Annotated in this window: 24 protein-coding genes and 2 riboswitches; of the genes, 18 read left to right on the forward strand and 6 right to left on the reverse strand. The window is 33.8% G+C overall.

The window, feature by feature from the left end; genetic code table 11:
- Positions 1-308: 308 nt before the first annotated feature.
- From DW006_RS07600 to DW006_RS07625, 6 genes are all read left to right on the forward strand, one after another.
- Positions 309-2,918, forward strand: a complete 2,610-nt coding sequence (locus DW006_RS07600; RefSeq protein WP_117999733.1) for a glycoside hydrolase family 16 protein — start codon at positions 309-311, stop codon at positions 2,916-2,918.
- A gap of 167 nt (positions 2,919-3,085) precedes the next feature.
- Positions 3,086-4,210 (forward strand): aldo/keto reductase, encoded by a 1,125-nt coding sequence (locus DW006_RS07605; protein WP_117999734.1) that lies wholly within the window; start codon positions 3,086-3,088, stop codon positions 4,208-4,210.
- 117 nt (positions 4,211-4,327) lie between these two features.
- A complete protein-coding gene (locus tag DW006_RS07610; protein ID WP_022165906.1) occupies positions 4,328-5,146 on the forward strand; it encodes a MoxR family ATPase in 819 nt (272 codons plus the stop codon).
- A 12-nt stretch (positions 5,147-5,158) separates the two neighbouring features.
- Positions 5,159-6,358: a hypothetical protein gene (locus tag DW006_RS07615; RefSeq protein WP_022165905.1), complete on the forward strand. Its 1,200-nt coding sequence runs from the start codon at positions 5,159-5,161 to the stop codon at positions 6,356-6,358.
- A gap of 296 nt (positions 6,359-6,654) precedes the next feature.
- Positions 6,655-8,574, forward strand: a complete 1,920-nt coding sequence (locus tag DW006_RS07620) for a glycoside hydrolase family 16 protein (protein ID WP_117999735.1) — start codon at positions 6,655-6,657, stop codon at positions 8,572-8,574.
- A complete protein-coding gene (locus tag DW006_RS07625) occupies positions 8,574-9,110 on the forward strand; it encodes a histidine phosphatase family protein (protein WP_022165903.1) in 537 nt (178 codons plus the stop codon). The genes DW006_RS07620 and DW006_RS07625 overlap by 1 nt, the downstream gene beginning before the upstream one ends.
- 355 nt (positions 9,111-9,465) lie before the next feature.
- On the opposite strand, the gene DW006_RS07630 is transcribed toward DW006_RS07625, so the two are convergent.
- On the reverse strand, positions 9,466-9,735 hold the full coding sequence (locus DW006_RS07630) for a spore coat protein (protein ID WP_022165993.1): 270 nt from the start codon (positions 9,733-9,735) through the stop codon (positions 9,466-9,468).
- Positions 9,736-9,820: 85 nt separating this feature from the next.
- The gene (locus DW006_RS07635) at positions 9,821-10,006 is read right to left on the reverse strand and encodes a hypothetical protein (protein WP_022165992.1); all 186 of its coding nucleotides are present in this window, start codon (positions 10,004-10,006) and stop codon (positions 9,821-9,823) included.
- 280 nt (positions 10,007-10,286) lie between these two features.
- Between DW006_RS07635 and DW006_RS07640 the strand changes: the two genes are divergently transcribed.
- Both DW006_RS07640 and DW006_RS07645 read left to right on the forward strand, forming a co-directional pair.
- Positions 10,287-11,069, forward strand: coding sequence for a ZIP family metal transporter (locus tag DW006_RS07640; RefSeq protein WP_117999737.1), 783 nt, complete (start codon positions 10,287-10,289; stop codon positions 11,067-11,069).
- 95 nt (positions 11,070-11,164) lie between these two features.
- Positions 11,165-11,290: riboswitch (glycine riboswitch) on the forward strand.
- Entirely contained in the window at positions 11,290-12,720 is a 1,431-nt protein-coding gene (locus DW006_RS07645) for a sodium:alanine symporter family protein (protein WP_117999738.1), read from the forward strand. Its footprint overlaps the riboswitch before it by 1 nt.
- Positions 12,721-13,123: 403 nt before the next feature.
- Here DW006_RS07645 and DW006_RS07650 read toward each other — a convergent pair whose 3' ends face one another.
- The 3 genes from DW006_RS07650 to DW006_RS07660 all read right to left on the reverse strand — a co-directional run bounded on the left by DW006_RS07650 (position 13,124) and on the right by DW006_RS07660 (position 16,329).
- Positions 13,124-13,546 (reverse strand): CBS domain-containing protein, encoded by a 423-nt coding sequence (locus DW006_RS07650; protein ID WP_117999739.1) that lies wholly within the window; start codon positions 13,544-13,546, stop codon positions 13,124-13,126.
- Between the two features lie 737 nt (positions 13,547-14,283).
- Entirely contained in the window at positions 14,284-15,459 is a 1,176-nt protein-coding gene (locus tag DW006_RS07655) for a phosphoribosylaminoimidazolecarboxamide formyltransferase (protein WP_022164654.1), read from the reverse strand.
- Between the two features lie 156 nt (positions 15,460-15,615).
- Positions 15,616-16,329 carry an IMP cyclohydrolase gene (locus tag DW006_RS07660; protein WP_117999740.1) on the reverse strand — a complete coding sequence of 238 codons (714 nt, stop codon included), beginning with the start codon at positions 16,327-16,329 and terminating at the stop codon, positions 15,616-15,618.
- A gap of 44 nt (positions 16,330-16,373) precedes the next feature.
- Positions 16,374-16,459: riboswitch (ZMP/ZTP riboswitch) on the reverse strand.
- Positions 16,460-16,641: 182 nt separating this feature from the next.
- On the opposite strand from DW006_RS07660, the gene DW006_RS07670 reads away from it, so the two are divergent.
- From DW006_RS07670 to DW006_RS07685, 4 genes are all read left to right on the forward strand, one after another.
- Positions 16,642-17,307 carry a phosphatidic acid phosphatase gene (locus DW006_RS07670; RefSeq protein WP_117999742.1) on the forward strand — a complete coding sequence of 222 codons (666 nt, stop codon included), beginning with the start codon at positions 16,642-16,644 and terminating at the stop codon, positions 17,305-17,307.
- A gap of 50 nt (positions 17,308-17,357) precedes the next feature.
- Positions 17,358-18,395 (forward strand): lysylphosphatidylglycerol synthase transmembrane domain-containing protein, encoded by a 1,038-nt coding sequence (locus tag DW006_RS07675; protein WP_117999743.1) that lies wholly within the window; start codon positions 17,358-17,360, stop codon positions 18,393-18,395.
- Positions 18,392-19,108 (forward strand): CDP-alcohol phosphatidyltransferase family protein, encoded by a 717-nt coding sequence (locus tag DW006_RS07680; RefSeq protein ID WP_022164658.1) that lies wholly within the window; start codon positions 18,392-18,394, stop codon positions 19,106-19,108. Before DW006_RS07675 ends, DW006_RS07680 begins: the two co-directional genes overlap by 4 nt.
- Before the next feature lie 66 nt (positions 19,109-19,174).
- A complete protein-coding gene (locus DW006_RS07685) occupies positions 19,175-20,011 on the forward strand; it encodes a phosphatidylserine decarboxylase (RefSeq protein ID WP_117999744.1) in 837 nt (278 codons plus the stop codon).
- A gap of 19 nt (positions 20,012-20,030) precedes the next feature.
- Here DW006_RS07685 and DW006_RS07690 read toward each other — a convergent pair whose 3' ends face one another.
- Positions 20,031-20,936, reverse strand: a complete 906-nt coding sequence (locus tag DW006_RS07690; protein ID WP_158561089.1) for a CorA family divalent cation transporter — start codon at positions 20,934-20,936, stop codon at positions 20,031-20,033.
- Between the two features lie 180 nt (positions 20,937-21,116).
- Here DW006_RS07690 and DW006_RS07695 point away from each other — a divergent pair, with 180 nt between their 5' ends.
- The 6 genes from DW006_RS07695 (at position 21,117) to DW006_RS07720 (ending at position 26,228) form a co-directional block, all read left to right on the forward strand.
- Entirely contained in the window at positions 21,117-21,584 is a 468-nt protein-coding gene (locus tag DW006_RS07695) for a CinA family protein (RefSeq protein WP_117999746.1), read from the forward strand.
- Positions 21,585-21,767: 183 nt separating this feature from the next.
- On the forward strand, positions 21,768-22,691 hold the full coding sequence (metA, locus tag DW006_RS07700; protein WP_022164662.1) for a homoserine O-succinyltransferase: 924 nt from the start codon (positions 21,768-21,770) through the stop codon (positions 22,689-22,691).
- Between the two features lie 13 nt (positions 22,692-22,704).
- The gene (locus DW006_RS07705; RefSeq protein ID WP_117999747.1) at positions 22,705-23,727 is read left to right on the forward strand and encodes a DegV family protein; all 1,023 of its coding nucleotides are present in this window, start codon (positions 22,705-22,707) and stop codon (positions 23,725-23,727) included.
- 336 nt (positions 23,728-24,063) lie between these two features.
- A complete protein-coding gene (locus tag DW006_RS07710) occupies positions 24,064-24,573 on the forward strand; it encodes a CarD family transcriptional regulator (protein ID WP_117999748.1) in 510 nt (169 codons plus the stop codon).
- Between the two features lie 136 nt (positions 24,574-24,709).
- Complete coding sequence (locus tag DW006_RS07715) at positions 24,710-25,168, forward strand: hypothetical protein (RefSeq protein ID WP_117999749.1); 459 nt, start codon at positions 24,710-24,712, stop codon at positions 25,166-25,168.
- A 178-nt stretch (positions 25,169-25,346) separates the two neighbouring features.
- Positions 25,347-26,228 (forward strand): zinc ribbon domain-containing protein, encoded by an 882-nt coding sequence (locus tag DW006_RS07720; protein WP_117999750.1) that lies wholly within the window; start codon positions 25,347-25,349, stop codon positions 26,226-26,228.
- Positions 26,229-26,245 lie beyond the last annotated feature (17 nt).

The raw sequence follows: 26,245 nt of genomic DNA on the forward strand, positions 1-26,245 counted from the left end.
TAGGTTAACCTGGTAGATTACCAGTGAACTTAATACAGATTTTTTTATCTCCAAAAATATTTTTTATTACTTAAAAAATAAGAAATTCCGTAAGAACAATATAAATTGGGGAATAGTTTATGGGGAAAGCATTAAAACTTAAAAAATAAAAATGTTTTTATAAAAAAAGTGAACTAAATAAAAAATAAAGAATTTTGTGAATAAAATGTGAGCGATATAATAAAAGAACATTTAACATGGGGAAGCTCGAATAAAAATTTTAAAGTATTTGGGCAGAAGAATATTGAGAAAGGAAGGAACGTGTTATTATGAACAGAGGGTTTAGTAAGAAAAATTGGTTTAGCAGACTTGTTTCAATGGTATTAACTGTTGCACTTATGATTACAACAATCGGTGTTGTTTCAGTAAGTAACAGCTCAAAGGTTTCAGCCACAACAGCAGTCACATCAATGGACTATTATAACAGTGAACAGGGACCAACAATTAAGAAATCAGGAACAGGTGCAGTAAGCTTTGGATTTGTTTTACCTAAGTTTAATGGAAAAGAACCAAAAGAATTGAATTATGATAATGTAAGAGATGACATTCAGTTGTACGTTAAACAGGAGAACGGCACAAGCGGCGAATGGAAGAAGATTGAAGAAGTTAAGTCTTTTGTATGGAATGAAACTTGGGGTATTGAACATCAGCTTGACTGGGATGGCTGGGTTTGCTGGTTGAAAGTTTCAGAAACTACAGAATTCAGATTTCATAGCAAATCAAGTGGTGTAAACTTGGATTACACTTTAGAACTAGAAAAACTTGCAACTTATAAGCTTACAAGTATTTCTACTACAGAAGAAACAATTAAGGCAGACACAACAGGTGGTTCAGCTACACATTGGGGAGCATGGACTTTTAACGGTGACAAAAATATTAAGTATGAACAGATTCAGAATGATGTTGAAATTTTAGTTGACAATAACGATGGCAAAGGATTTGTAAAGTTCCTTGGCAATGCAAATTCAGGTTTCAAATGGGATCAGAACTTTGGTTATTATTCAGAGGGTGATGGCGGTTATTGGTTTACAAACATCAGTTGGTCATTTACACTTCGTTTCAAATCAAAGTCAAATCCTAATGTAATGCAGGATGTAAAAGTTGTTTATGAGAAGCCTGTTAGAACAAGTTATGCTTTAACAGCTTATGAGGGAACTTCATACGATGCAAGCAAAGTTGAAACAGCATCAGTTGGTATTCCACTTCCAAAGATTGGTGGAACAGAAGCAATTAAGGATGATTTAGACTTATTCAAATATGAAGTAAAAGTCGACGGAAAATGGATTGCCCTTACAGACGTAGCAGTTAGTGGCTGGGTTTACGAAGGAAATGGCTATAACAAATATTCATTAAGCAGTCAGTGGGGATATTTCAGTGATCATGTTTATGGCTTATGGTTTCAGCCTGTAAGAGAAGATACAGAAATCAGAATCAGCTACCCTATTGATGGCAAAAAAGGTGGCGATGCAAGTAGCAATGCAATAATCTACACAATTAAGGGTAACACAGAATATAAAGCACAGTTACCTGCTGACATGACAGATATTAAAGTAGAAAACAGTTCAGAGGATTATACTCCTGCAGGTTGGAAAATGATTTTCAATGACGAATTTGACGGAGGCAAGCTTGATACAAACAAGTGGTCATACGATGAAGGATTCCTCCTCGAAGAAGATGATATTAATACAGCCGGATGGGGAAATCAGGAATTAGAATATTATACAAGAGATAATGTTTCTGTAAAAGACGGAAAACTTAATATTGACATGAAGAAGCAGTCAAAGATTTTTACCCAGAAGGGTGATAGCACAAAGAAAGCAGAAGCAAAATATTCTTCAGGTAAGATAACAACAAAGGACAAGTTCTCAGTTAAATACGGAAGAGTAGATTTTAGAGCAAAAATGCCAACAGGTACAGGTGTATGGCCTGCAATGTGGATGCTTCCAAATGATTCAGTATATGGTTCATGGCCTTTATCAGGAGAAATTGATGTATTTGAAGGACGTGGACGTACACCAAACATGGTATTTGGTACATTACATTATGGTTCACAGTGGCCAAACAACATTAACTCATCTGATGCGTTTGACATGACTAAAAATGGAAATGTTAAAACAGGTATTGATGATTGGCATGTATACAGCGTAGTTTGGGATGCAGAAAATATTAAGATTTACTGTGATGGTAAATGCTACTTCAAATGTACAGCTGGAGAATGGTACTCAGGTTCAGACAGAGGTAATACATATGCACCATTTGATCAGAGATTTTACCTTATCTTAAACTTAGCAGCAGGCGGAACTTTTGATAGTGGTTATGTACCTGATGACAATTTCACATCGGCCATGATGGAAGTAGATTATGTTAGAGTATATCAGAGAAAAGTTGCATCAAATGAAGATGAACAGAATGATAAGAATGCAAATGTAAAAACTGATGGTGCAAACGATGGCTTATACGGTGATTACAAGTTAGGTACAAAGATAATTACAAATCCTACAACTGAACCAACAACACCGGCACCAACAGAAACAACACCAGAGTCAACAAAGGCTCCGGAAAAAACTACAAAGCCACAGGTAACAACACCTATTGTTAAGAAGACTGTTGGCAAAACAAAGGTTAAGAAAGCAACTAAGAAGATTAAAGCGAAGAAAATTAGTATCTTATTAAAGAAAGCTAAGAATGCAAAGAAATATCAGGTACAGGTTTCTAAGAACAAGAAGTTCAAGAAGATTCTTGTTAAGAAAACTGTAAAGAAGACTAAGTTTACAATTAAGAGCAAGAAGCTTAAAAACAAGAAGAAATTATATGTAAGAGCTAGAGCTGTTGGTTGCAAAACATGGTCAAAACCTAAAAAAGTAAAAATTAAAAAGTAATTTATTTAGAAAGTAAGAAGTCTAGTAAGGGCTTCTTACTTTTTTGCAACTTTGCTTGCCAAATAATTCATTAATTATTAAAATATAGAAGTAAATGTCTAGGAAAAATATTAGTAGAAATATTTATGGCTAAAGAATGATTTCTACAATTTTAATAAGGAGGAAATATGGCTAAAAAGAAGTTAGGATTTGGTTTGATGAGATTACCACTTGTAGACCAAAATGAGGCAGCAGATGTTGATATAGAAGAAATGTCCAAAATGGTGGACACATTTTTGGAACGTGGATTTACATATTTTGATACGGCTTGGATGTATTGTGGATTCAAAAGTGAGAATGCTACAAAAGAGGCTTTGGTAAAACGTCATTCAAGAGACAGCTTTACTTTGGCTGACAAATTGCATGGTGGATTTTTTAACACAATAGAAGAAGCAGATGAGATTTTTAATCAGCAGCTTGAAAAGACAGGTGTAGAGTTTTTTGATTACTACTTACTTCACGATATTGGTTTAGATCATTACAAGAAGTACACAGACCTTGGATGTTTTCAGTGGTTGGTTGATAAAAAGAAAGCAGGACTTGTTAAGCATATTGGTTTCTCATTTCACGATAATGCAGAGTTGTTGGACAAGGTTCTAACAGAACATCCGGAAATGGAATTTGTTCAGCTTCAGATTAATTATCTTGACTGGGAAAGTGAAGGGGTTCAGTCACGTAAATGCTATGAAGTAGCTACAAAACATGGGAAGCCGGTTATTGTTATGGAGCCGGTAAAAGGTGGAACTTTAGCTAATGTGCCTGAGGCAGTTGAAGAACATTTCAAGGCATACAATAGGGAAATGTCAGTGCCATCATGGGCAATTAGATTTGTGGCAAGTCTTGATAATGTAATGATGGTTTTAAGTGGTATGAGTAATATGGAACAGCTTCTTGATAACACTGATTATATGATGGATTTTAAACCATTAACAAAAGAAGAAGTTGACCTTGTTATGAAAGCTGCAGATATTTTAAATGAAAATATAGAAATTCCATGTACAGGTTGTTCATACTGTACTGAGGGTTGTCCAAAGAAAATTGCTATACCAAAGTATTTTTCTTTATACAATGCAGATAAACAGGAAGTAAAAGAAAAAGGCTGGACACCACAGGGTGAATATTATGACAGATTAACAGGAATTTTTGGTAAGGCAAGTGATTGTATTGCCTGTGGTAAGTGTCAGAAAATTTGTCCACAGAACTTACCAATTATTGAAGACTTAAAGAAAGTGGCAGAATATTTTGGAAAATAATAATGGTTTGAATATATAATTTCTTAATAATAAATTTGGGATTAATATAATTTTATAGTTAAGAAATGATTTAAGAACCGACTTTATAATAAAAAACTAAAAACGAAAGGAATTTAAATGGCAAAGGAAGCAAGATTTACAGGAACAGATACTTATGTAGCATCAGATGATTTAATGGCATCAGTGCAGGTGGCAAGAGAATTGCAGAAACCTCTTCTTATTAAAGGAGAACCAGGAACTGGAAAAACAATGTTGGCGGAGGCAGTTGCTAAGGCTCTTGACATGGAGTTACTTATTTGGAACATTAAGTCAACAACAAAGGCGCAGGATGGTTTATATATTTATGATACAATTCAGAGATTGTACGACAGCCAGTTTGGTGAAGCAGGAGTAGATGACATTGGACACTATATTAAGCTTGGAAAACTTGGTGAAGCTTTTAAGAAGGATAAGCAGGTTGTTCTTTTAATAGACGAAATCGACAAGGCAGACTTGGAATTCCCTAATGACCTTCTTTGGGAATTGGACAAAATGGAATTTTATATTAACGAAACAAAGGAAACAGTAAAGGCAAAGGTTCGCCCAATTGTTATTATTACATCTAATGCGGAAAAAGAATTGCCTGATGCATTTTTACGTCGTTGTGTATTCCATTACATTACATTTCCTGAACCGGCATTAATGAAGCAGATTGTAGATGCTCACTTTGAAAATTTAGAAGAGAATCTATTAGATCAGGCAATGAATACTTTCTATAAAATCAGACAGATTAGGGATTTAAGAAAGAAACCAAGTACATCGGAATTTATTGACTGGATTAGAGCATTAATGATTGGTGGCGTTGATCCTGAAACAATAAGCGTTAAGTTGCCATATTTAGGTGTGCTTATTAAAAAAGATGAAGATTTAGAAACAGTAAGACTTGTTAGCAGATAATATGGAGGAAATATGTTTACACCATTTTTCTACACATTGAAAAGTAATGGATTGGATATATCTACAACAGAATGGCTTACTCTTATGGAAGCTTTAGATAAGGGGCTGGCACATTCTAATTTTACTGACTTTTATTACTTGTGTAAAACAGTGCTTGTAAAAAGCGAAGCTGATTACGATAAATTAGATTCTGCTTTTTTAGAGTATTTTAAAAATATCAAAACTGATAAATTAAATATGGAAAAATTAAACAAATGGCTCCATAACGACAGTGACAGAGTTCGTTTAACTAATCCTGAAGATTTTGTAGATAAACGTACAGAGCGTGAGGCAAAAGAAGTTCACAGAATGTTTCGTGAAAGATTAGGCGAGCAACACACTGAGCATAACGGTGGAAATCACTGGATTGGTACAGGCGGTGGTTCGGCTTTTGGAAAAAACGGTCATGTAGCAGGTGGCATCCAACTTGGAAATGAAGCCGGAATGAAAACAGCATTTGCCGTAATGGGTGAGAGACGTTACAGAGATTTCAGAAGAGACACTAAACTTACAATGAGACAGTTTCAGGTGGCTTTCAGGGAACTACGTCAGTATTCACGAAAAATGGATTTGCCAAAGACAGAGTTAGATATTGACGGGACCATTTCTTCTACCTGTAATCAGGGTGGTTATCTGAAACTTGAGTTTCAGCAGCCTAGAAAGAATTCTGTTAAACTTATGCTAATTTTTGATAGTGGTGGGTCAATGTATCCTTACAGTGAATTGTGCAACCAGCTATTTCAGGCAGTAAATAAAGCAAATCATTTTAAGGACGTAAAAACTTTCTACATTCACAATTGTATTTACGCAAAGTTATACAAAACACCTGAGTGTGCTCCGGGAGAATGGATTGACACAACTTATGCTTTTAATAACTATGACAAGGATTACAAGGTTATAGTTGTAGGTGATGCTGGAATGGCGCCGGAAGAATACTACGACAAAAACGGAAATTACAGCGGGCCTAATAATGGACTTTCAGGACATGAATGGATTCAGTTGTTTAAGAAGAAATATCCACATACCATTTGGCTTAATCCATCATTCCATGGTGATTTAACAAAGAATTACTGGATGGAATCAGAAAGAGCCATTAAGGAAATCATAGACATGTATCCATTGACAGTTAATGGCTTAAAGGCAGGAATTAAAAAGTTGATGTCAGATAAATAACACACTCCCTGTTATATTTGTTTCTTAAATGTATATAGGGTACAAAAAGGTGGCTACACAAAAGTGTAGCTGCTTTTTTTTGAAAAATTGCATAAAAATACTTGATAAAAACATTTTTCTTTGTTTATATAGAAATATAATTTTTGTTTAATGAGGAATTTATTGGAAAGTTTTGTTGAATGAATTTTACAGATAATTCAGAAAAGACGGAAAGTAATTTTTTATTAACAATTATGATTGGGAAAGGAAGTTATTTGTTACATTATATCAGGTAGCAAAAGTACAAGGACAAAAACATGAAAAGAATAGCGAAAAAAGTGGGGGCTGTTGTAATGTCACTGGCAGTAGCTGTATCAGGAATTACAATTGGCGAAACAAAAACAAAGAGTGTAAAAGCTGCAAACAATTGGAACTTGGTATGGTCAGATGAGTTTAACGGTACATCTCTTGATAGATCTGTATGGTCATACGAAATTGGAAACGGAAACTGGGGCTGGGGTAACGGAGAAATTGAATATTATACAAACAGAACTGACAATGTTAGAGTAGCAGGCGGTTCATTACAGATTATTGCAAAAAAAGAAAATTATGGTGGACAGAAATATACATCAGGTAGAATTATTTCAAAGGGCAAGAAATATTTTAAATATGGAAAAATGGAAGCCAGAATAAAAGTAGAAAATGGAAATCAGGATGGTGTTTGGCCTGCATATTGGATGATGGGCGAAAACATGAACGAAGGAGTTGGTTGGCCATATTGTGGGGAAATTGACATTATGGAACATGCTAATTCCAACAATTATGTAGGCGGTTGTCTTCATTGGAACACAAATGGTTTAAAGGGTGAGTATTCACATGGCTCATACGGAAGTGGTTTTGATGGTGCAGAAAAAGCTTTTGGATATTACACTGACAATGAAAATAATGGAATTAACGGTTGGCATACATATACACTAATATGGGATGCTAATCATATGGAATGGCAGTTAGACGGAAAGACATACTTAAGTCAGTCAATTACAAGTAATAATGCATATTGCTTCCAGAAAGAACAATTTTTCTTATTTAACCTTGCTATTGCCGGACCGGATACAGGATTTACTAACAATGTTACAGCTAACGATGCAACATTTAAGACAGCAACAATGTATGTTGATTATTTAAGAGTATATCAGCAGGGAAATGGAACAAATACAACTACTCCTAGTACAACAACAAAGGCCAATACAACAACAAAGCCGGCTACAACTACTAAGGCGCCTGCAACAAGTCCTGTTGAAACAATTACAAAAGTTTTATACGAAGATACAGACTTAGTCGCTAATACAGATAAAAAATTCGGAACTTATTTTGATACAGAAAATAATAGCTGGGGTGGCGGAGTTACAGGTACAATTACTGACGCAACAAACAAAGGAATAACAGTTGCTTTGGATAAATTAGGAACTAACAGATGGGCAGCACAGGCATCACTGGGAACTCTTAAATATTATCCGGGCTATACATACAAATACAATGCAACTATTACATCAGACATAGACAGAACGCTTGTAGTTAAAGTAGTAGGAAATGATGATGGACAGCATGACTCACCTGTATTAGAAAACAGAACAATTAATGTAAAAGCAGGTGTCCCTTACCATTTAAGTCTTTACGTGACAATACCTGCGGATTATACTTCAGAGTTGTATTTATACTACGGTCTTGGAAAAGGAAACGAAGAAACTGTAGATTCTAATGCAAAGAATACAATTCGCATTTCAAATGTAAGCTTTTCAACAACAAGAAAAGTAATTGAATCAGAAACAGTTAATCGTCCAACAACTACAGGTAACGGAAATAAGGTTACATCAAATGAAGGTACAACAAATAAGGTTACATCAAATGAAGGTACAACAAATAACGTTACATCTGCTAAGGGCATACAGGCTACAAAGAAACAGTTAGGAAAAACTACTGTAAAGAAGGCGACAAAGAAGAAAAATTCTAAAAAAGTAAGCTTAAAGTTTAAGAAAGTAAAAGGCGCTAAAAAGTATCAGGTACAGTTTTCTAAGAGCAAAAAGTTTAAAAAGATAATATTAAAGAAGACAGTTAAAAAGACAAAGCTTACAATTAAGAAGAAAGTTTTGAAAAATAAATCAAAACTTTATGTTAGAGTAAAAGCTGTAGGCAGCAATAAATGGTCAAAACCAAAGAAAGTGAAGATTAAAAAATAATGGCGCATATATATTTTACAAGACATGGTCAGACAGTTTGGAATGTTGAAAACAAGATTTGTGGAGCAACAGACAGTCCACTAACAGAATTAGGACACAAACAGGCAATTGAACTTGGAGAAAAAATTAAATCAGAAAATTTACAGATAGATGAAATTCTATGTTCTCCTTTGTCAAGAGCGGCTGACACTGCAAAACACATAGCTGAAATCACAGGTGTGCCACTACGTGTAGAACAGCGTTTGAAAGAACAAAATTTTGGCAAGTATGAATCAACTCCAAGACATGGAGAAGAGTTTGAAGAGGCAAAACAAAATTTTATTTACGATTTTGATGGTGGAGAGACAATGCTACAAATGGCAGCAAGAATATATAGTCTTTTGGATGAACTAAAGGAACAGACAGACAAAACATATTTGTTGGTTGCTCATAATGGAATTTCAAGAATTGTGCAGTCATATTTTTATAATATGAGTAATGAAGAATTCGCAGCTTTTGGAATTAAAAACTGCCAGATTGTAGAATATGAATGGTAGTGGACGTTATGGTAACAGAATACAGGAGCCACAATGCCAGCAGATGACATCCCAACAAAATGCAGTGACCATAATGCTAGCAGATGATATCACAACAGCATAAAAGAGCCATAAAGGCATAAAAGATTTTAAAAATAAAAAAGAGGCCTTCTCATAGCAATTCTGAAAAATTACAGTAATGATTTTTCGGGAATATATGAGAAGGTTTCTTTTTATTATATATTTTGTAATTACCATGTAGTTTATAGCTACTGTATAGTTTGTTAATTATGCTACAGCTGATATGCCATGTAGCTTTGGAATTATTAGACTGTTTATATGCAATATAGTTTTGCAATTACAATGCTATCATCTACTACACAGCTTTATATCCACACTGGAATTTGGTTTTTGCTTCCTGAATTTTCTTTGACTCAGCAGCAGGTGTAGGATAAAAGCCCATTGTATGCATTTGGTTAAATACATCTGTCTGGATTTCATGTTCCTTCTGTAACAAATCCATCATTGTGGATCTTAAATTTTCGTGTACACATTCATTTGCACTAAGATTATATAATGCAGTTGCGTTCTTTTCAGTGTTAAGGGCATCCCCTAAAATTTCTTTTTCTGTATAAATTTCTTCCATAAAAACCTCCTGACTATTTAGCTAGTGAAATAAGTTTTGATTAGCCATCAAAATAAATTCTGCTTGAGTATCAAACAAATCCTGATTAGTTATTCAAATAAGAATAAATTCCATTAAAATGTCCCTGATGCTTCTGGGCAATATCAAGCATTTGCTGTTTTACTGTTTCGTCCTGACTATGATTAGCAAGCATTGTAAACTTTTTCACTAATAGCTCTTCTTCATTTAATAAATCCTGAATTACTGATAATTCTTTTTCTGATAATTCCATAATGACCTCCTAAAAATAAATTTCTATATTAGTATTGCAAAAAAATAATTAATCATACAAAAAACTCAAAACAAAAATTTCCATAATGTGGTATGCTAATAAATGTAAAATCATATAAGTTTTATACAAAAGAATGAAATAAAATGCATATACTATAAAAACTTATATGATAAAAGGATTAAAAAATAAATTAATGTAATTTATGTAAGTAGAAATTAATACAGGTTAGTATAAGTGTATTTTAGTGTATTAAATCAATAACTTATATGAGGAGAAAAATATGGATTTAAAAATCATTCAGGGTATATTAATACCCTTTTTAGGAACGTCTTTAGGAGCAGCTTGTGTATTGTTTATGAAAAAAGATTTGAATATAAAAATTCAAAAAATATTAACAGGTTTTGCAGCAGGCGTAATGGTGGCAGCGTCAATATGGAGTCTTATTATTCCATCAATTGAACAGTCGGAAAATATGGGAAAATTTGCTTTTTTACCGGCTTTTATAGGTTTTTGGTTAGGAATCCTGTTTCTATTGTTATTAGATGAAATAATTCCCCATTTACACGTAAGCAGTAATGAAACAGAAGGCCCCAAAGTGAAGATTAAGCGAACAACCATGTTAGTGTTAGCGGTAACTCTTCACAACATACCTGAGGGAATGGCAGTCGGTGTTGTTTTTGCAGGTGTGCTTTCAGGGAAAAGTGGCATTACTGAAATGGGTGCTTTAGCACTTTCCATTGGAATTGCAATTCAAAACTTTCCGGAAGGTGCCATTGTGTCAATGCCCTTGAAAGCAGAAGGTAATGGAAAAAGAAAGGCTTTTCTGTATGGAGTTTTATCCGGGGCAGTGGAGCCAATAGCGGCAGTAATTACAATATTGGCGGCAAGCTTTATAATTCCGGCACTTCCTTATTTGTTAAGTTTTGCAGCAGGAGCAATGATGTATGTTGTTGTGGAAGAGCTTGTTCCGGAAATGGCGGAAGGAAAACATTCTAACTGGGGAACAATATTTTTCGCATTAGGATTTACGGTAATGATGACATTAGATGTAGCATTAGGTTAGCGTTTGTGTCGAAAATATGAAAAAAATGTAAAAAATGTTATTGCATTAATTCCTCTATAGTCTTACAATAGAAAGTGCGTTGTCAAAAAGGAATATAGACAACAACTGGAGAGGTCTGATGACAAAGATTTTTGTTGACTCAGACGCCGAAGGTGTACGGCAGAATTTAAATCTTTTATGAATTCTGTTAATCTCTCAGGCAAAAGGACAGGAGGACGTTATGAACGCAATAGGAGACTTTTTAACTAAGGTAGATGATTTGGTTTGGGGAGTTCCACTTATAGTGTTAATTCTCGCAGCAGGCATCTACCTTACTTTTCGTTTAAGACTTTTACAGATAGTGCATTTGCCAAAGGCACTTAGGTTTATGTTTTTAAATGAAGAGGAAGGTGAAGGGGAAGTAAGTAGTTTTGGAGCACTTTGTACAGCTTTATCAGCGACTATAGGAACAGGTAACATTGTTGGTGTAGCTACAGCCATTGGTTGTACAGCACTTGGAACAGCAGTTGGTGGTCCCGGTGCATTATTCTGGATGTGGGTTGCGGCATTTTTTGGAATGGCAACAAAGTACGCAGAAGGATTTTTGGCAGTAAGATACAGAACAATTGATAAGGAAGGACATGTTCTTGGTGGACCTTTCTACTACATTGAAAGTGGTATGGGACACAAATGGAAATGGCTTGCAAAAATCTTTGCATTTTTTGGAGCTTGCGTAGGTTTATTTGGTATCGGAACATTTACACAGGTAAACGGAATTGCATCAGCAACATTATCATTCTTTGATCCAAACAAAGAACATGCAGTTAATATACTTGGAAAGGATTATTCAATCGTAACAGTTATTACAGCTTTAGTTTTAGCTTTTGTAGTAGGTTTGGTAGTAATTGGTGGTATTCAGAGAATTTCTAAAGTATCACAGGTAGTAGTTCCATTTATGGCTGTTTTATATATTGTGACTGTACTTGTGTTAATTATTGCAAATATAGAAAAATTACCTGGTGCATTAGCAACAATCGTTGAATATGCATTTGGTGCAAAAGCAGCAGCAGGTGGTGTGCTTGCAGCAATTGGTATTGCAATGCAGAAAGGTATTGCAAGAGGTATTTTCTCAAATGAAGCAGGACTTGGTTCAGCACCAATCGCAGCAGCTGCAGCAAAAACAAACGAACCTGTACGTCAGGGATTAGTAACAATGACAGGTACATTCATTGATACAATTATTGTATGTACTTTAACAGGTTTATCAATTGTAATGATGGGCTCATATCAGGTAAAAGGAATCGAAGGTGTACAGGTTACAACTGATGCATTCCAGAAGGGCTTAAGCTTCTTACCTGCAGAAGTTTCAGCATTTGTATTGATGGTATGTTTAGTATTCTTTGCTTTTACAACAATCCTTGGTTGGAATTACTATGGTGAAAGATGCTTAGAATATTTAACAAATAGAAATCAAAAAGCAGTAAAAGTATACAGATGGTTATACATACTTGCAGTATTCATTGGACCATACATGACTGTCAAAGCAGTTTGGACAATTGCCGATATCTTTAATGGTTTAATGGCAATTCCTAACATAATCGCATTGTTTGTATTAAGTGGTGTTGTGGCAAAAGAAACAAAAGAGTATTTCAAAAAGCATAAAGAATTATAATAATCATTTATAATTTATAAAAATATTAACGTGATCTGAGAGTTTTTTAAAAAAGAAAGACACTAAAAAGATACAAGAGAAAAATAATAAATACAAACAAATAGAAAAAAATAAGATAAATAAAAAATAAATTAATTAAAATAAATTGTTAAGTTGTTAAAAAAAGAGCTAAAAATGTTTGATAATTTGATATTGCCCCTGCATAGATTTGCATAGGTTGCGTATCATATTCAAACAAATTTTAGCTCTTTGTTTATTCGTACTCATAAACTGAATTATATAAGCTGTTCAACTTTTTACTTATTAATATCCATAAATTAAATTATGTAATAGCTGTTTAGCTATTATCATATTGAAGCATCAGGTTAAATCAGCATTTTCAAATTATTATCTTTTCGAATTATTAGCTGACGATTTTGTTTTCAATCATTTCCTTGTTGGCAAGGTAAAGAATAACGTCTTTACGGGTAATAATGCCTATAAATACATTGTGGTCGTCTACTACCGGTACAAAGTTCTGGTTAGTAATCTTGTTTACAAGCTCATCCATGGAAACTGAAATATTAACAGCTTCATTATCTCTTTTACGTTTCACATCCAAAATCGAAATATCTTCCATATCTTTTAAACTTGGAAAATCATTATCTTTAATATACCAAAGCATATCACCTTCTGTGATAGTACCAACATATTTACCATCTAAATCTAAAAGTGGAATGGCTGAGTAGCCATGATGTTCCATTTTTTCTAAAGCCTGACGTAATGTATCATCAGTATCTGTATGTGCAACTTTTTCTTTTGGTGTTAAAAAAAATAAAATATTCATATAAAATCCCTCCGTAGTTCTTTTTCATACCGAACAACATCATACCAAAAAAACAATGGTAAATCCATACAATACACAAAAAGTTAACAAAGAATTAAGAAATAAATGGAAAATATTAACGAATTTAGACAAAAGAAAAGTTTGAAAAATAAGTAAGCAAAAATTTCCACCCCTTGAGGCTGATAAAACTAAAAGGGGTGGAAAAATTCAAACAAAGTAAAAACAGAAAAACGCAAAAACAAAATTTTCCACCCCTTGAGCATGATAAAACTAAAAGGGGTGGAAAAAATCAAACAAAGTAAAAACAGAAAAACGCAAAAACAAAATTTTCCACCCCTTGTGCATGATAAAATTTAAAAGGGGTGGAAAAAATCAAACCAAATAAAAACAGAAAAACGCAAAAACAAAAATTTCCACCCCTTGAGCATGATAAAATCTTAAAGGGGTGGAAAAATTCAGACCAAATAAAAACAGAAAATGGCAAAACAAAATTTTCCACCCTTTAAGCATGATAAAAACTAAAAGGGGTGGAAAAATTCAAACAAAGTAAAAACAGAAAAAAGCAAAAACAAAAATTTCCACCCCTTGAGCATGATAAAAACTAAAAGGGGTGGAAAAATTCAGACCAAATAAAAACAGAAAAACGCAAAAACAAAATTTTCCACCCCTTGAGACTGATAAAATCTTAAAGGGGTGGAATTTTATAAATAGCTATAAATTAATCAAATCTTAGTGATTTAGTGGTGGAATAATCTAAGTCCTGTGAAGCTCATTACCATATCATGTTTGTTACATGCATCAATAACATCCTGGTCTCTAATAGAACCGCCTGGCTGAGCAACATATTTAACACCACTCTTTGCAGCTCTTTCAATGTTATCGCTAAATGGGAAGAATGCATCAGAACCTAATGTGATTCCTTCAGCCTGTGCAAGCCAAGCCTGCTTTTCTTCCTTAGTAAATACTTCAGGCTTTTCTGTAAATACTCTTTCCCATTCGCCATCAGCTAAAATATCCATATATTCATCACCAATGTAAAGGTCAATAGCATTGTCTCTATCAGCTCTCTTCATATCTTCTTTAAATGGAAGATTAAGAACCTTTGGACACTGACGAAGCAACCAGTTGTCAGCCTTCTGTCCAGCAAGTCTTACACAATGGATACGTGACTGCTGTCCGGCACCAACACCGATAGCCTGTCCGTTTTTAACAAAACATACTGAGTTTGACTGAGTATATTTTAATGTAATCATTGAAATAGCCATGTCAATCTTTGCCTGTTCTGTAAGTTCTTTATTTTCTGTAACAACATTGCTAAAGAAATCATCATCAATGTTTAATTCGTTACGTCCCTGTTCAAAAGTAATACCGAAAACTTCTTTTCTTTCAAGCTTCTTAGGTACATAGTCAGGATCAATTTCGATAATAGCATAAGCACCACGTTTTTTACCCTTTAATAATTCAAGAGCTTCAGGTTCATAGCCTGGTGCAATAATTCCGTCTGAGAATTCTCTCTTAATAACCTGTGCTGTAGAAACATCGCAAACATCTGATAAAGCAATGAAATCACCATAAGATGACATTCTGTCAGCACCTCTGGCTCTTGCATAAGCTGATGCAAGTGGTGATAATTCTCCAAGGTCATCAACCCAGTAAATTTTAGCTTCAACTTCGCTTAAAGGAAGTCCAACAGCAGCACCGGCTGGTGAAACATGTTTAAAAGAAGTAGCAGCAGGAAGACCTGTAGCTTTCTTTAATTCCTTAACTAACTGCCAGCCGTTAAAAGCATCAAGGAAGTTAATGTATCCAGGTTTTCCATTTAAAACCTTGATTGGTAATTCACCTTCTTCCATATAAATACGTGAAGGTTTCTGGTTTGGGTTACATCCATATTTTAATTCTAATTCTTTCATAAGCACTCCTAATTAAATTCTTTAGTTATAATTATTAAATTCTTTAGTTACAATTTTAATGGCTACTAATAATTATAATCATTAACAGCATTTGTTCAAAAAGAGCCTGAACAAAATATTAATAAATTATAATTTTATGATAATAAGCATAATTGATTATTTATTTTTGTTAATAATTTTTGTTTCATAAGTTCCGTCTTCTATATTAATGTATCTTACAAAAAGAGAAACTTTGTTGTCTTCATTTAAGCTGTTCCAAAGCATGTTAGTGAATTCGTCCATATTGTCCATCATAGGAACTAACTTTGGTTCACCTTCAAATGAAGGAAGAGGATTACCATCACATTTGTAAGTGTGAATGAAATGTCCTTCTCCATTAACAGGATTTTCATAAGCAAAAGTGTATCTGTTGCAAGCATTAGGATTACCGTTGTTGCTCTTTAAAATAGACATTGCATAGTTATACTTTCCGTCTTCAACATGCATAATTCCTGAAATACGAGGTGTGTAGTTAGGACCATCAGGCTCAAATTCACGAGTTCTAAGTGACTGTTCAAAAGTCTGCTGCTTGTCCATTAATTCATAAATAGTATCTGTCTGATCTCCATTTGTTACAATTGTCTTATTTCCAAGAACACGAACAGGTGCGTAAATAATAAGACTTGGATCAACTAACTTTGAAGGATCAAAAGCCTGTGTTCTAATTCCTTCACCTTCAGTTGCGAAAACACGATTACGGCTGTTTTCGCTACGACCCATAATAAAATAAGCTGTTACTGCAAACTTTCCATTTGGAGACTTTCCAATAACAATTCCACGTCCCGGATATGAATTTTCTTTTAATTCATTTTCAAGAGATAACATTTCCATTTAATAAATCCTCCTTAAAATAACAAAACCACCTGGGTAACCAGAGAGGTTGCCCAGGCGGTCGACTTACATTCTTAAAACCATGCTCCCTGTGGTGAACTCCACTTATCCGCCAGTCGCATGGACGATTTTCAATTTACAAGTAAAGAATACAATATTTTTAGGGGAATTTCAACTAGAAATTTGCCACTTTGAAAAGTTAATAAATTGTAAACAAATTCTTAAGTTTCTTGCGGTTATAGATAAAGTGTGTTACTTTACCATAAGGGCAAAAACTTAGAAGTATAAACTAAAAGGAAAGAGGTTTGGATTTTGCAAAGAATATATAAGATTTTGCCAAAATATGCGTTTTTACCTTTAATAATATGTTTAGGATTAAATGCGTTTACATATTTTGGTACCAGATTGTTTACAACGGGCTTGTATCATTATGATTTAAGTTTACCAATAGATTATATGATTCCGTTTACACCGTTTATGATGTCAGTTTATGTGTTGGCATACGTGGTTTGGATTGTGGGATTTATTGTAATAGGAAGAGAGAGCAGAGAGGTCTGTTATGAAGTTTTGACGGCAGAGCAGATTGCAAAGTTATGTTGTTTAGTTGCTTTCATTGCAATACCTACAACAATTATAAGACCGGAGGTAACAGGAACAGGATTTTTTCAGTGGTTATCACGATTAATATATAGTATGGACAGTCCTGATAATTTATTGCCATCAGTACATTGTCTTGAAAACTGGATTTGTTTTCGAGGAGCAATGAAGTGCAAAAAGGTTGGAAAGGGCTACAAAATATTTACGTTTGTAGCAGCAATTCTTGTGTTTGCTTCAACACTTATGGTTAAACAGCATGTAGTTTTAGATGTTGTGGCAGCCATTGTGGTAGTGGAACTTGGATTGTTTTTATCAAGAAGGTTTAATTTATCAAAGATTTATTTTATAATAGAAGATAGGCTTTTCAAAAAAACTAATTAGGTAACTGTAAACAAGCCTTTGCAGGCTTACTATTAATAGAAAAGGTGTTTATGAAAGATATGAAAAGTAAAGTGCTATGGTCATTAGTATTGTTAGCACTGATTGGATTAACAATATACGCAATTGTTGGAACAAATGAATCTTTTACAATAGATGGATTTATTTCCTATATCAAATCAGCTTCCCCAGGCTGGATTTTTGGGGCTTTTGTGTGTATGTGCGGATTTTTTGTATTCGAAGGTATGGCACTTAAGGTTTTGTGTGGAACATTTGGTTACAAAAGACCTTTTAGAAAATGTCTTGTATATTCATCATCTGACATTTATTTCTCAGCAATTACTCCATCAGCAACAGGTGGACAGCCGGCATCAGCATATTTTATGATGAAGGACAAGGTTCCAGGGGCTGTAACTACTATCATATTGCTGGTAAACTTGACATTATATACGGTTTCAATTATTGTTATAGGAGTACTTTGCTTCATTTTAAGACCAACTATGGTTGTGCATTTTAGTATCGTTTCAAAAATTATGATATTTATTGGAGCGTTAGTACAATTTGTTTTATTAACAACTTTTTTGTTGTTAGTTTATAAGGAAAAAATCATTACAAAGTGCGCTGACTTTTTCTTAAGATTGTTTAAAAAACTACATTTAGTTAAAAACATTAAGGAAAGACAGGAAAAATTAAAGCATGTTGAAAAGCAATATAAAGAGTGTGCTCAGGCAATAAGCAGTCATAAGAAACACATTTTCGTGGCATTTATTTACAACTTATTACAAAGATTGTCACTGATTGGTGTTTCTATTTGTGTGTTTATTGGAATTGGTGGAACAAAGGTGGTAGATGCTTTTGCAGCTCAGGGATTTGTTGTAATCGGTTCTAACAGCGTGCCAATACCGGGAGCAGTTGGAGCAGCAGATTATTTGTTCATTGACGGATTTGGACATTTGGTTAAAGACAGTATTAGCATTGAACTTTTAAGTAGAGGAATTTCTTTCTACTGTTGTATACTAATTTGTGGATTGATTACTTTAGTTGCATATTTGTTAAGAGGAATGAAAGGAATGAAACACAAGATAAAATGATAGGAATTTGGGATTATACTGTGATACTTACATACGGTTCACTACTTTCTGCAGTAATGGGAATCTTAGTATCACTTTCAGGACATGGTCACCCATATTTTGGAGTATTGTTTCTGCTTTTATGTGGATTGTTTGATACTTTTGATGGTAGAGTGGCAAGATCAAAGAAAAATAGAACAAAAAAAGAAAAAGATTTTGGTGTTCAGATTGACTCATTGTCAGATTTGGTAGCATTTGGTGTTTTACCGGTTTGTATAGGTATGGGACTTTGGAAAAGAGATATGTTTGACGCAGGCAGAGTGGCTGGTGCAACAATGGTTAAGCAACCTAGTGTTTTATGCACAATACCTGAAGCAGTTATCGTTATTGTAAGTGCATTTTTTGTATTAGCAGCGTTAATCAGACTTGCGTATTTTAACATTACTGTTGAAGAAACACAGGGAGATTGCGTAGGAGATAACAAGTATTATTATGGTTTACCTGTTACATCTACAGCACTTATTTTCCCAGCATTTCTTTTACTAAGACATATTTTATATATTAACAGTGTTAATATTTCTTTTGCATACTACATAGTTCTTATAATTGTAGCGGTTTTATTTGTTTTGAAATTCAAGCTTAAGAAACCGGGTACTGCAATGTTGTATTTTATGGTATTTTTAGGTGCATTAGAATTTATAGCTATGATAGTTGTAAAACATTTTGCAAGATAATTTATAAATGAGTTAATGTGGTAAGCATAGAACAAATAGATTAGTTTATTAATAATAGAGAGTAACATGGAAAATAATAACGAATCAGGAATTTTAAAATTTTTATATAATACAGTGCCAGGTCGTGTGGTGCTGAAAATACTTACAAGCCCCATCATTTCAAAAATTGGTGGGGCTTATATGGATTCTCCAATATCTAAAATTCATATTAAAAATTTCATCAAAAACAACGGTATAAACATGGCGGATTATGAAAAGGCAAAATACCATTCTTTTAATGAATGTTTTACAAGAAAGATTTTGCCGGAGAAGCGACCGGTGGAATACAGTAGCGATGCTTTTATTTCGCCTTGCGACAGCAGATTGTCAGTTTATAGGATTGATGAAAAGTCAACTTTTAATATTAAGAGAAGTCATTACAAAGTGGCAGATTTAATACCGGACAGTAAGAAGGCGCCTGACTATAATGGTGGAATTTGTATGGTGTTCAGACTTTGTGTGGATGACTATCACAGATACGGCTATGTTGACAATGGCGAGATTGTGGAAAATAAGCCGGTTAAGGGAATACTTCATACAGTGCGACCTATTGCCGTAAATAAATATCCGGTGTTTGCACAAAATAGCAGAGAATATTCAATTATTGAAACTGAGAATTTTGGAACAGTTGCTCAAATAGAAGTGGGTGCAATGATGATTGGAAAAATCAAAAACCACCAAAAATCAGGTTTGATAAAACGTGGGGAAGAAAAGGGTATGTTTTTATATGGCGGTTCAACTATTGTTGTTTTAGTTGAAAAGGACAAAGTAAAACTTCCTGAAACATATTTCTATAACACTTCAAAAGATATTGAGACAAGAGTTCTATATGGCAGAAAAATAGGCACAAAATATAAAGAGTAATTTAGAAAATGGTGGCATATTACCACCATTTTTTCTTTTTGAAAATTACACACATAATAATAACAAGAAGAAGACTAAAACCAAAAACTATAGGATAGCTGTATTTGAATTCAAGCTCAGGCATATGTTCAAAGTTCATACCATACCAGCCAACAATTAAAGTTAAAGGCATAAATAGCGTGGTTACAACAGTGAGAAATTTCATAACCGCATTTTGATGCACGTCCAACTGTTGCTGATAAATATCTCTTATTTGTGACGTGTATTCCCATATCTGTTCCGATTCGTGACCAAACATTGTAGTTTTTCTTATAAGAATATTGAAATATTCTTTTGCTTCATTACTAATTAAATCAGAAATATCATCTTCCAAATCCTGAAGAATTCCCTCAAGTTGTACATAGTAATGGTGAAGCTTCATGGTGCGGCTCCGATAATTTGTAATTTCTTTTATAATATCTAAATTTTTTTCATTTAAAACTTCCAACTCCAACTGTACAAGATTTTGTTGAAGGCTGTTAATCTTCTCTAAATCCTTAGCCATAATATAATCAAGAAGAAAATACAAAACACACCCGCTATCCCGAAAAGCATCTTGGTTCTTGCTGGATTCAGATATTTTTTGAAAAGCCTGGGCAACATACTCGTCTCTGTCAATAAACACAACATAGTCCCGAGTCAAAATAAAAGAAATAATAGAACGGGTCGTAACAAGAATATCCGGTATATTAATGTACCCATAGATAAAATCTTTAGAGTTCTCTAATTTAGAAAAATGGAAATCCATAAATAAATTAGGTATTTTTGGTACATACTTATTAATAATGTGGTAATTATTAGCAGAAGATAGTGGTATAATCCCTACGAAGTTATGTTCAGGCTGTATATCTAACTTATTTTTAAAATCATTAAATTTATAAAACATAGTATTAGTATATTGTCCGAAAAATAATGTTTTAAACATAGAAAAATAAGGTATAATCATTGTGGGAGTGCGAATTGCGAAACAATTCCCAGAATCAAAACTCAAAATCAAAAAAGTTCGTAATCACTTGTGTTTGAACAAAAGTGGATTAAAGACTTTGGGAGAAAGGAAGTTTTTATAATGAACAAACAGGAAATACTTGTAAAAAAATTAATTGAGAAGAAATATACAATATCTTTTGCAGAAAGCTGCACCGGAGGAAAGATGGCAGCGACTATCGTTGATGTGGCAGATGCGTCAAAGGTTTTAAACGCAAGTTTTGTCACTTATGCAAATGCGGCAAAAATGAAATATGTAAATGTTTCGAAGGAGACACTTGATACATTAGGTGCAGTAAGCGAACAGACAGCAAAGGAAATGGCTGAGGGCGTAGCAAAAGCTAATCAGGCAAATGTAGGAGTGGGTATTACAGGAATTGCCGGTCCTACAGGTGGCACTGTGGAAAAGCCTGTTGGTACTGTATGTTTTGGCTATACAATTAATGGTGAAACAAAAACGGAGACAGTACACTTTGGCAATCTTGGAAGAAACGTGGTCAGGGAGAAAAGCGTGGAGCATGTTTTAGATATGCTAATAAGCATATTGTAAAAATATGTATAAATATGTATAATACAAAAATTTGAACAAATCTCACTATTATGTTAAAATGAAATTTACGATTGATTAAGAGAAAATTATGAAATATAATTGCACAATACATAATGTAGAATTACGAAATTTGCACGTATTATTTCATATTATTAAACTAAATGTAGGAAAGAGGATATAAACATGCCAATAAAAGTAAAATCAAATTTACCTGCTAGGGATATTTTAGAAAATGAAAATATATTTGTTATGACGGAGAACAGAGCAATGACTCAGAACATTCGTCCGCTAAAGGTGTTGGTATTGAATTTAATGCCTACAAAGATAGTAACAGAAACACAGATTTTAAGAAAATTATCAAATACACCACTCCAAATAGAAGTGGAATTTTTGCAGACAGCAACATACCGTTCAACTCATACTGATCCAAGTCATATGGATGAATTTTACAAAACATTTGATGAAGTAAAAGACCATCATTTTGACGGCTTAATTATTACAGGCGCCCCACTTGACTTTGTAGCTTACGAAGATGTGGAGTATTGGGATGAACTTTGTACAATAATGGAGTGGTCAAAGAAACACGTTCACTGTACGTTCCATTTATGCTGGGGAGCTTTTGCAGGCTTATATTATCATTATGGAATACAGAAAAGAGACAGAGTGCCTAAATTATCAGGTATTTACAAACATCATATTTTAAATAAAAAGTCACCATTGTTTAGAGGTTTTGATGATGTGTATTATGCACCACACTCAAGAGCAACAGAAATTACAAGAGAACAGATTCTTGAATGTCCGGACCTTGAATTAATGGCAGAGTCAGATGAAGCAGGAGTTGGTGTTGTAAAATCAGTAGACAGCAGACAGTTCTTTGTTTTATATCATTCAGAATATGATGCAGATACATTGAAGTTGGAATACGAAAGAGATTTAGCAAAAGGTATGGACCCGATTATTCCGGTAAATTATTTCCCAGACGATGATCCAACAAAAGAGCCAATTGTTAACTGGCGTGCGGCAGGTCAGCTTTTGTGGACAAACTGGATTAACTATTATGTATACCAGACAACACCTTACAATATTAATGAGGTAGAGAACGAATAACAACGGAGGAACTATGGTAAAAATTATTACAGACAGTACAAGTGATTTAACAAAGGAAATATTAGAAAGATACAATATTGATGTTTTACCGCTGTATGTTCACATGGGTGACAATGAATATAAGGATGGTGTGGATATTACACCGGATGATATTTATAAATGGAGCGATGAAAATAAAACAACACCAAAAACAGCGGCACCATCAATTGAAGATGCGGTTAATGCGATAAAACCATACAAAGAAGCAGGCGACGATGTAATTATGTTTGCTATTTCAGAAGACATGTCAACAACAGCAAATGTAATGCGACTTGCAGCAAAAGAGCTTTATTACGAAGAACACGTTTTTGTTATTAACTCAGAAAGCCTTTCAACAGGTATTGGACATTTAGTAGTTGAGGCAGCTATTTTGGCAAGAAAGAAATATCAGCCGGAAGAGATAGTTGAAACAATTGAAACTCTTAAGCCTTATGTAAGAGCAAGCTTTGTTGTGGACACATTAACTTATCTTCATAGAGGTGGAAGATGTTCAGCAACATCAAAATTATTCGGCAGTATTCTTAAGGTAAAACCTTGTATTGTTGTTAAAAATGGTAAGATGGATGCTGATAAGAAATATCGTGGTCCAATAAAGAAGGTAATTCTCGACTATGTAAAAGACCAGGAGCAGGAACTAAGACATGCTAAAAAAGACAGGGTTTTTATTACGCATTCAGGTTGTGACGCAGAAATCGTGGGGGCTGTAAGAGAATATCTTCAAAGTCTTAACAGATTTAAGAAGATTGTTGAAACAAGAGCGGGAAGCGTAATATCAAGTCATTGTGGACCGGGAACACTTGGAGTGTTGTACATTGCAGGTGGGGATTCTTACGGACCATACGATAAAGACTTTGACTACAACCATAATGGAATTATAGATGAGGACGAAAAGGCTGCTGAATCAGCGTATATAAGACATATGGTTGAAGCAGAAAAGTTGGATAGCAATGAGTCAGAAGAAGATGATGATGACCAGGAAATGTTCTCTGGAGAATAAAATATATCAATCAAAGTTGACGGATTTAGACAATTACACACCTAAAAATCTTGTTTATTCTGCCTATAACAATTTATTTTCAAAAGTAGTAGAATTATATTGTGGGAAAATCGGTTTAGGTACAGCTTAAATTTGTACCTATATATTTATACATAAATAGTATTACAAAACAACATATATTGAGATAATATCTTAGTATAGTAGGAAATTATTTTATGCATTGTTGTAGAATTTTGAGTCACTTAAAACGATGTTAAATTCAATGACTGAATATTTTCGTAAAAACGTGAAGTTTTGTATTGCACTAATAGTAAAAAAAGAATAGAGGTGTTGGAATTGTTTAAAGTTGGAGACTATATTGTGCATGGAAGAAATGGTGTATGTAAAGTGGTTGACATAACACATCTGGATATGTCAGGAGTTGATAAAGACCAGTTATATTATGCTTTAGTTCCAATGAAATCCGAGGATAGCAAAATTTTCTATCCTGTGGACAGTGACAAAGTAGTTATGCGTTCAGTTGTAACAAAAGACCAGGCTAAAGACTTAGTTTCAGAAATAAAAGACATTGAGCCAATGAGGATTGAAAACGACAGACAGCGTGAGGCAAAGTATAAAGAAGCGTTAGTTTCATGTGACTGCAAACAGCTTATCTGCATTATCAAAACTATGTATGCAAGAAACAAAGAGCGTATTGCCAAAGGAAAAAGAATCACATACGTGGATGACAGATATTTAAAAGAGGCAAAGCAGAATTTAAATGACGAATTTTCAATTGCCCTTGGTATTGAACCAAGAGAAGTTGAAAAATACATTAAAGCTCAGATTGTAGAACAGGAAGCTTAAATAAAATATTAGATTTTTGGAAAAAACCTTACTGATTTTTTGAAGTCGGCAAGGCTTTTTCATATTTATGTGCAAAGCAAAAATAATTATTTATGCTGTATAAAAAATGAATATTAGAATGAAGGAATAGAAAAATATGAAGTTTGCGCTTAAATCATATAATTCGCATCAGGACGAATTTGTGTGTATATACGACATGGACGAATTGAGTTTATACACATCAGATTGTAGCACTGATGGTAGCCTAGTTGTTAATGGAACATATATTTGTTTAGATTTCGATATTAAGACACAAGAAGTCAAGGGAATATCCGGATTTGTAGGCAATTTAGCTGATTTAAAATCTGTAAAAGTTTCTAATGTTAATACAAAATACGATGCAAAATTAGTAGTGGATGCAGATGAAGCGTTTATGGCAGGGATAGGATATGGTATAAATTTAGAGTATGAGATTATGTATGATAAATTTAATAGATATATATGCATTTTACCACTGGCAAGGAAAAGTTTACCAGATGAGTATTATAGAATTGCAGGAAATATTTTCGTGGCACTAAATGATAGCGTGATAGAAGGAATTTTGATAAAACTATAATGTGTATAAAAGTTTAAAACACCAATAGAATTACATTTTACTTGCATTGATTATAAAAATTGAATTATAATGTGAAATAAATGATAAAAAATATACGTTATATATTAAACAGGGAAAATAAGACCTGTGAATTTATATAACACATAAAACGAAAAGAAAAAACAAGGAGGACATTAATATGTTTTGCAAAAAGTGTGGTAAATATGTACAGCCAACTGAAAAACAATGCCCATATTGTGGAGAAATAATGGAAGATACTGTGAATAATCAGGCTGACAATGGTACAGGAAATGCGTCAGAAGATTTTGGAGAAACTAAGATTTTTGATGACCCAAAAGAAGATTTTGGAGAAACTAAAATCTTTGGAAATCTGGATATTGATGATGACAATGCTGAAGAAATACCAACAGTATCAGATGACTTCGACGGAATAGATACAGTGGATGATGAGTTTGAAGACTTGCCTGACGAAATCCAATATGAAGAAGAGGATTCTTTTGACTTCCCAGAAGAAATGGAAGATGAAAATTTCGTTTTTGAAGATGAGAATCAAATTGACGAAGATGAAGAATTTTATGATGATGATTCGGATGAATATGATACGGAAATACCGGACAGTCAGATAATTAATCAAAATAAAAAAATGAACATTATTGCAATAGCGGTTTCAGCAGGAATTATTATTGTGGTTGTAGTGGCAGCAATATTTTTATCAAGTACATTTGGTAAAACAAAGACGGAAGAAACAACAGCAGAGGAAACAACAACTGTTGATAAAACTACAAAAGAAAAAGCAAATAATGACGACGATAATAATCACACAGAAGAATACACAAGAGCATCTGAAACTTATGCACCACAGACAGCAGCACCTGAAACAGATGCACCTGAAACAGACGCACCGGAAACTAATCCACCAAAAACAAAGCCACCAAAGACACAGGCTCCAACAACAAAGAAAGTAGTGGAAACAAAAGCACCGGAACCTGAGACAGCAGCACCTGAAACAGATGCACCACAGGACAACAATGAAGATGGTGGAGAAACAGCAGGAGAATAAAAGTTTATAAAAGAAAC

Source organism: Eubacterium sp. AF36-5BH (genome assembly GCF_003460505.1).
Classification (GTDB): Bacteria; Bacillota; Clostridia; order Lachnospirales; family Lachnospiraceae; genus Eubacterium_G.

What these genes read in the sequence shown, in the direction of transcription:
- DW006_RS07640 (WP_117999737.1), top strand. Translation starts at nt 10,287, where the DNA reads ATGGATTTAAAAATCATTCAGGGTATATTAATACCCTTTTTAGGAACG.
- DW006_RS07655 (WP_022164654.1), bottom strand. Translation starts at nt 15,459, where the DNA reads ATGAAAGAATTAGAATTAAAATATGGATGTAACCCAAACCAGAAACCT.
- DW006_RS07680 (WP_022164658.1), top strand. Translation starts at nt 18,392, where the DNA reads ATGATAGGAATTTGGGATTATACTGTGATACTTACATACGGTTCACTA.
- DW006_RS07625 (WP_022165903.1), top strand. Translation starts at nt 8,574, where the DNA reads ATGGCGCATATATATTTTACAAGACATGGTCAGACAGTTTGGAATGTT.
- DW006_RS07645 (WP_117999738.1), top strand. Translation starts at nt 11,290, where the DNA reads ATGAACGCAATAGGAGACTTTTTAACTAAGGTAGATGATTTGGTTTGG.
- DW006_RS07715 (WP_117999749.1), top strand. Translation starts at nt 24,710, where the DNA reads ATGAAGTTTGCGCTTAAATCATATAATTCGCATCAGGACGAATTTGTG.
- DW006_RS07705 (WP_117999747.1), top strand. Translation starts at nt 22,705, where the DNA reads ATGGTAAAAATTATTACAGACAGTACAAGTGATTTAACAAAGGAAATA.
- DW006_RS07690 (WP_158561089.1), bottom strand. Translation starts at nt 20,936, where the DNA reads ATGTTTTATAAATTTAATGATTTTAAAAATAAGTTAGATATACAGCCT.
- DW006_RS07720 (WP_117999750.1), top strand. Translation starts at nt 25,347, where the DNA reads ATGTTTTGCAAAAAGTGTGGTAAATATGTACAGCCAACTGAAAAACAA.
- DW006_RS07610 (WP_022165906.1), top strand. Translation starts at nt 4,328, where the DNA reads ATGGCAAAGGAAGCAAGATTTACAGGAACAGATACTTATGTAGCATCA.
- DW006_RS07650 (WP_117999739.1), bottom strand. Translation starts at nt 13,546, where the DNA reads ATGAATATTTTATTTTTTTTAACACCAAAAGAAAAAGTTGCACATACA.
- DW006_RS07635 (WP_022165992.1), bottom strand. Translation starts at nt 10,006, where the DNA reads ATGGAATTATCAGAAAAAGAATTATCAGTAATTCAGGATTTATTAAAT.
- DW006_RS07620 (WP_117999735.1), top strand. Translation starts at nt 6,655, where the DNA reads ATGAAAAGAATAGCGAAAAAAGTGGGGGCTGTTGTAATGTCACTGGCA.
- DW006_RS07675 (WP_117999743.1), top strand. Translation starts at nt 17,358, where the DNA reads ATGAAAGATATGAAAAGTAAAGTGCTATGGTCATTAGTATTGTTAGCA.
- DW006_RS07615 (WP_022165905.1), top strand. Translation starts at nt 5,159, where the DNA reads ATGTTTACACCATTTTTCTACACATTGAAAAGTAATGGATTGGATATA.
- DW006_RS07605 (WP_117999734.1), top strand. Translation starts at nt 3,086, where the DNA reads ATGGCTAAAAAGAAGTTAGGATTTGGTTTGATGAGATTACCACTTGTA.
- DW006_RS07695 (WP_117999746.1), top strand. Translation starts at nt 21,117, where the DNA reads ATGAACAAACAGGAAATACTTGTAAAAAAATTAATTGAGAAGAAATAT.
- DW006_RS07630 (WP_022165993.1), bottom strand. Translation starts at nt 9,735, where the DNA reads ATGGAAGAAATTTATACAGAAAAAGAAATTTTAGGGGATGCCCTTAAC.
- DW006_RS07660 (WP_117999740.1), bottom strand. Translation starts at nt 16,329, where the DNA reads ATGGAAATGTTATCTCTTGAAAATGAATTAAAAGAAAATTCATATCCG.
- metA (WP_022164662.1), top strand. Translation starts at nt 21,768, where the DNA reads ATGCCAATAAAAGTAAAATCAAATTTACCTGCTAGGGATATTTTAGAA.
- DW006_RS07600 (WP_117999733.1), top strand. Translation starts at nt 309, where the DNA reads ATGAACAGAGGGTTTAGTAAGAAAAATTGGTTTAGCAGACTTGTTTCA.
- DW006_RS07685 (WP_117999744.1), top strand. Translation starts at nt 19,175, where the DNA reads ATGGAAAATAATAACGAATCAGGAATTTTAAAATTTTTATATAATACA.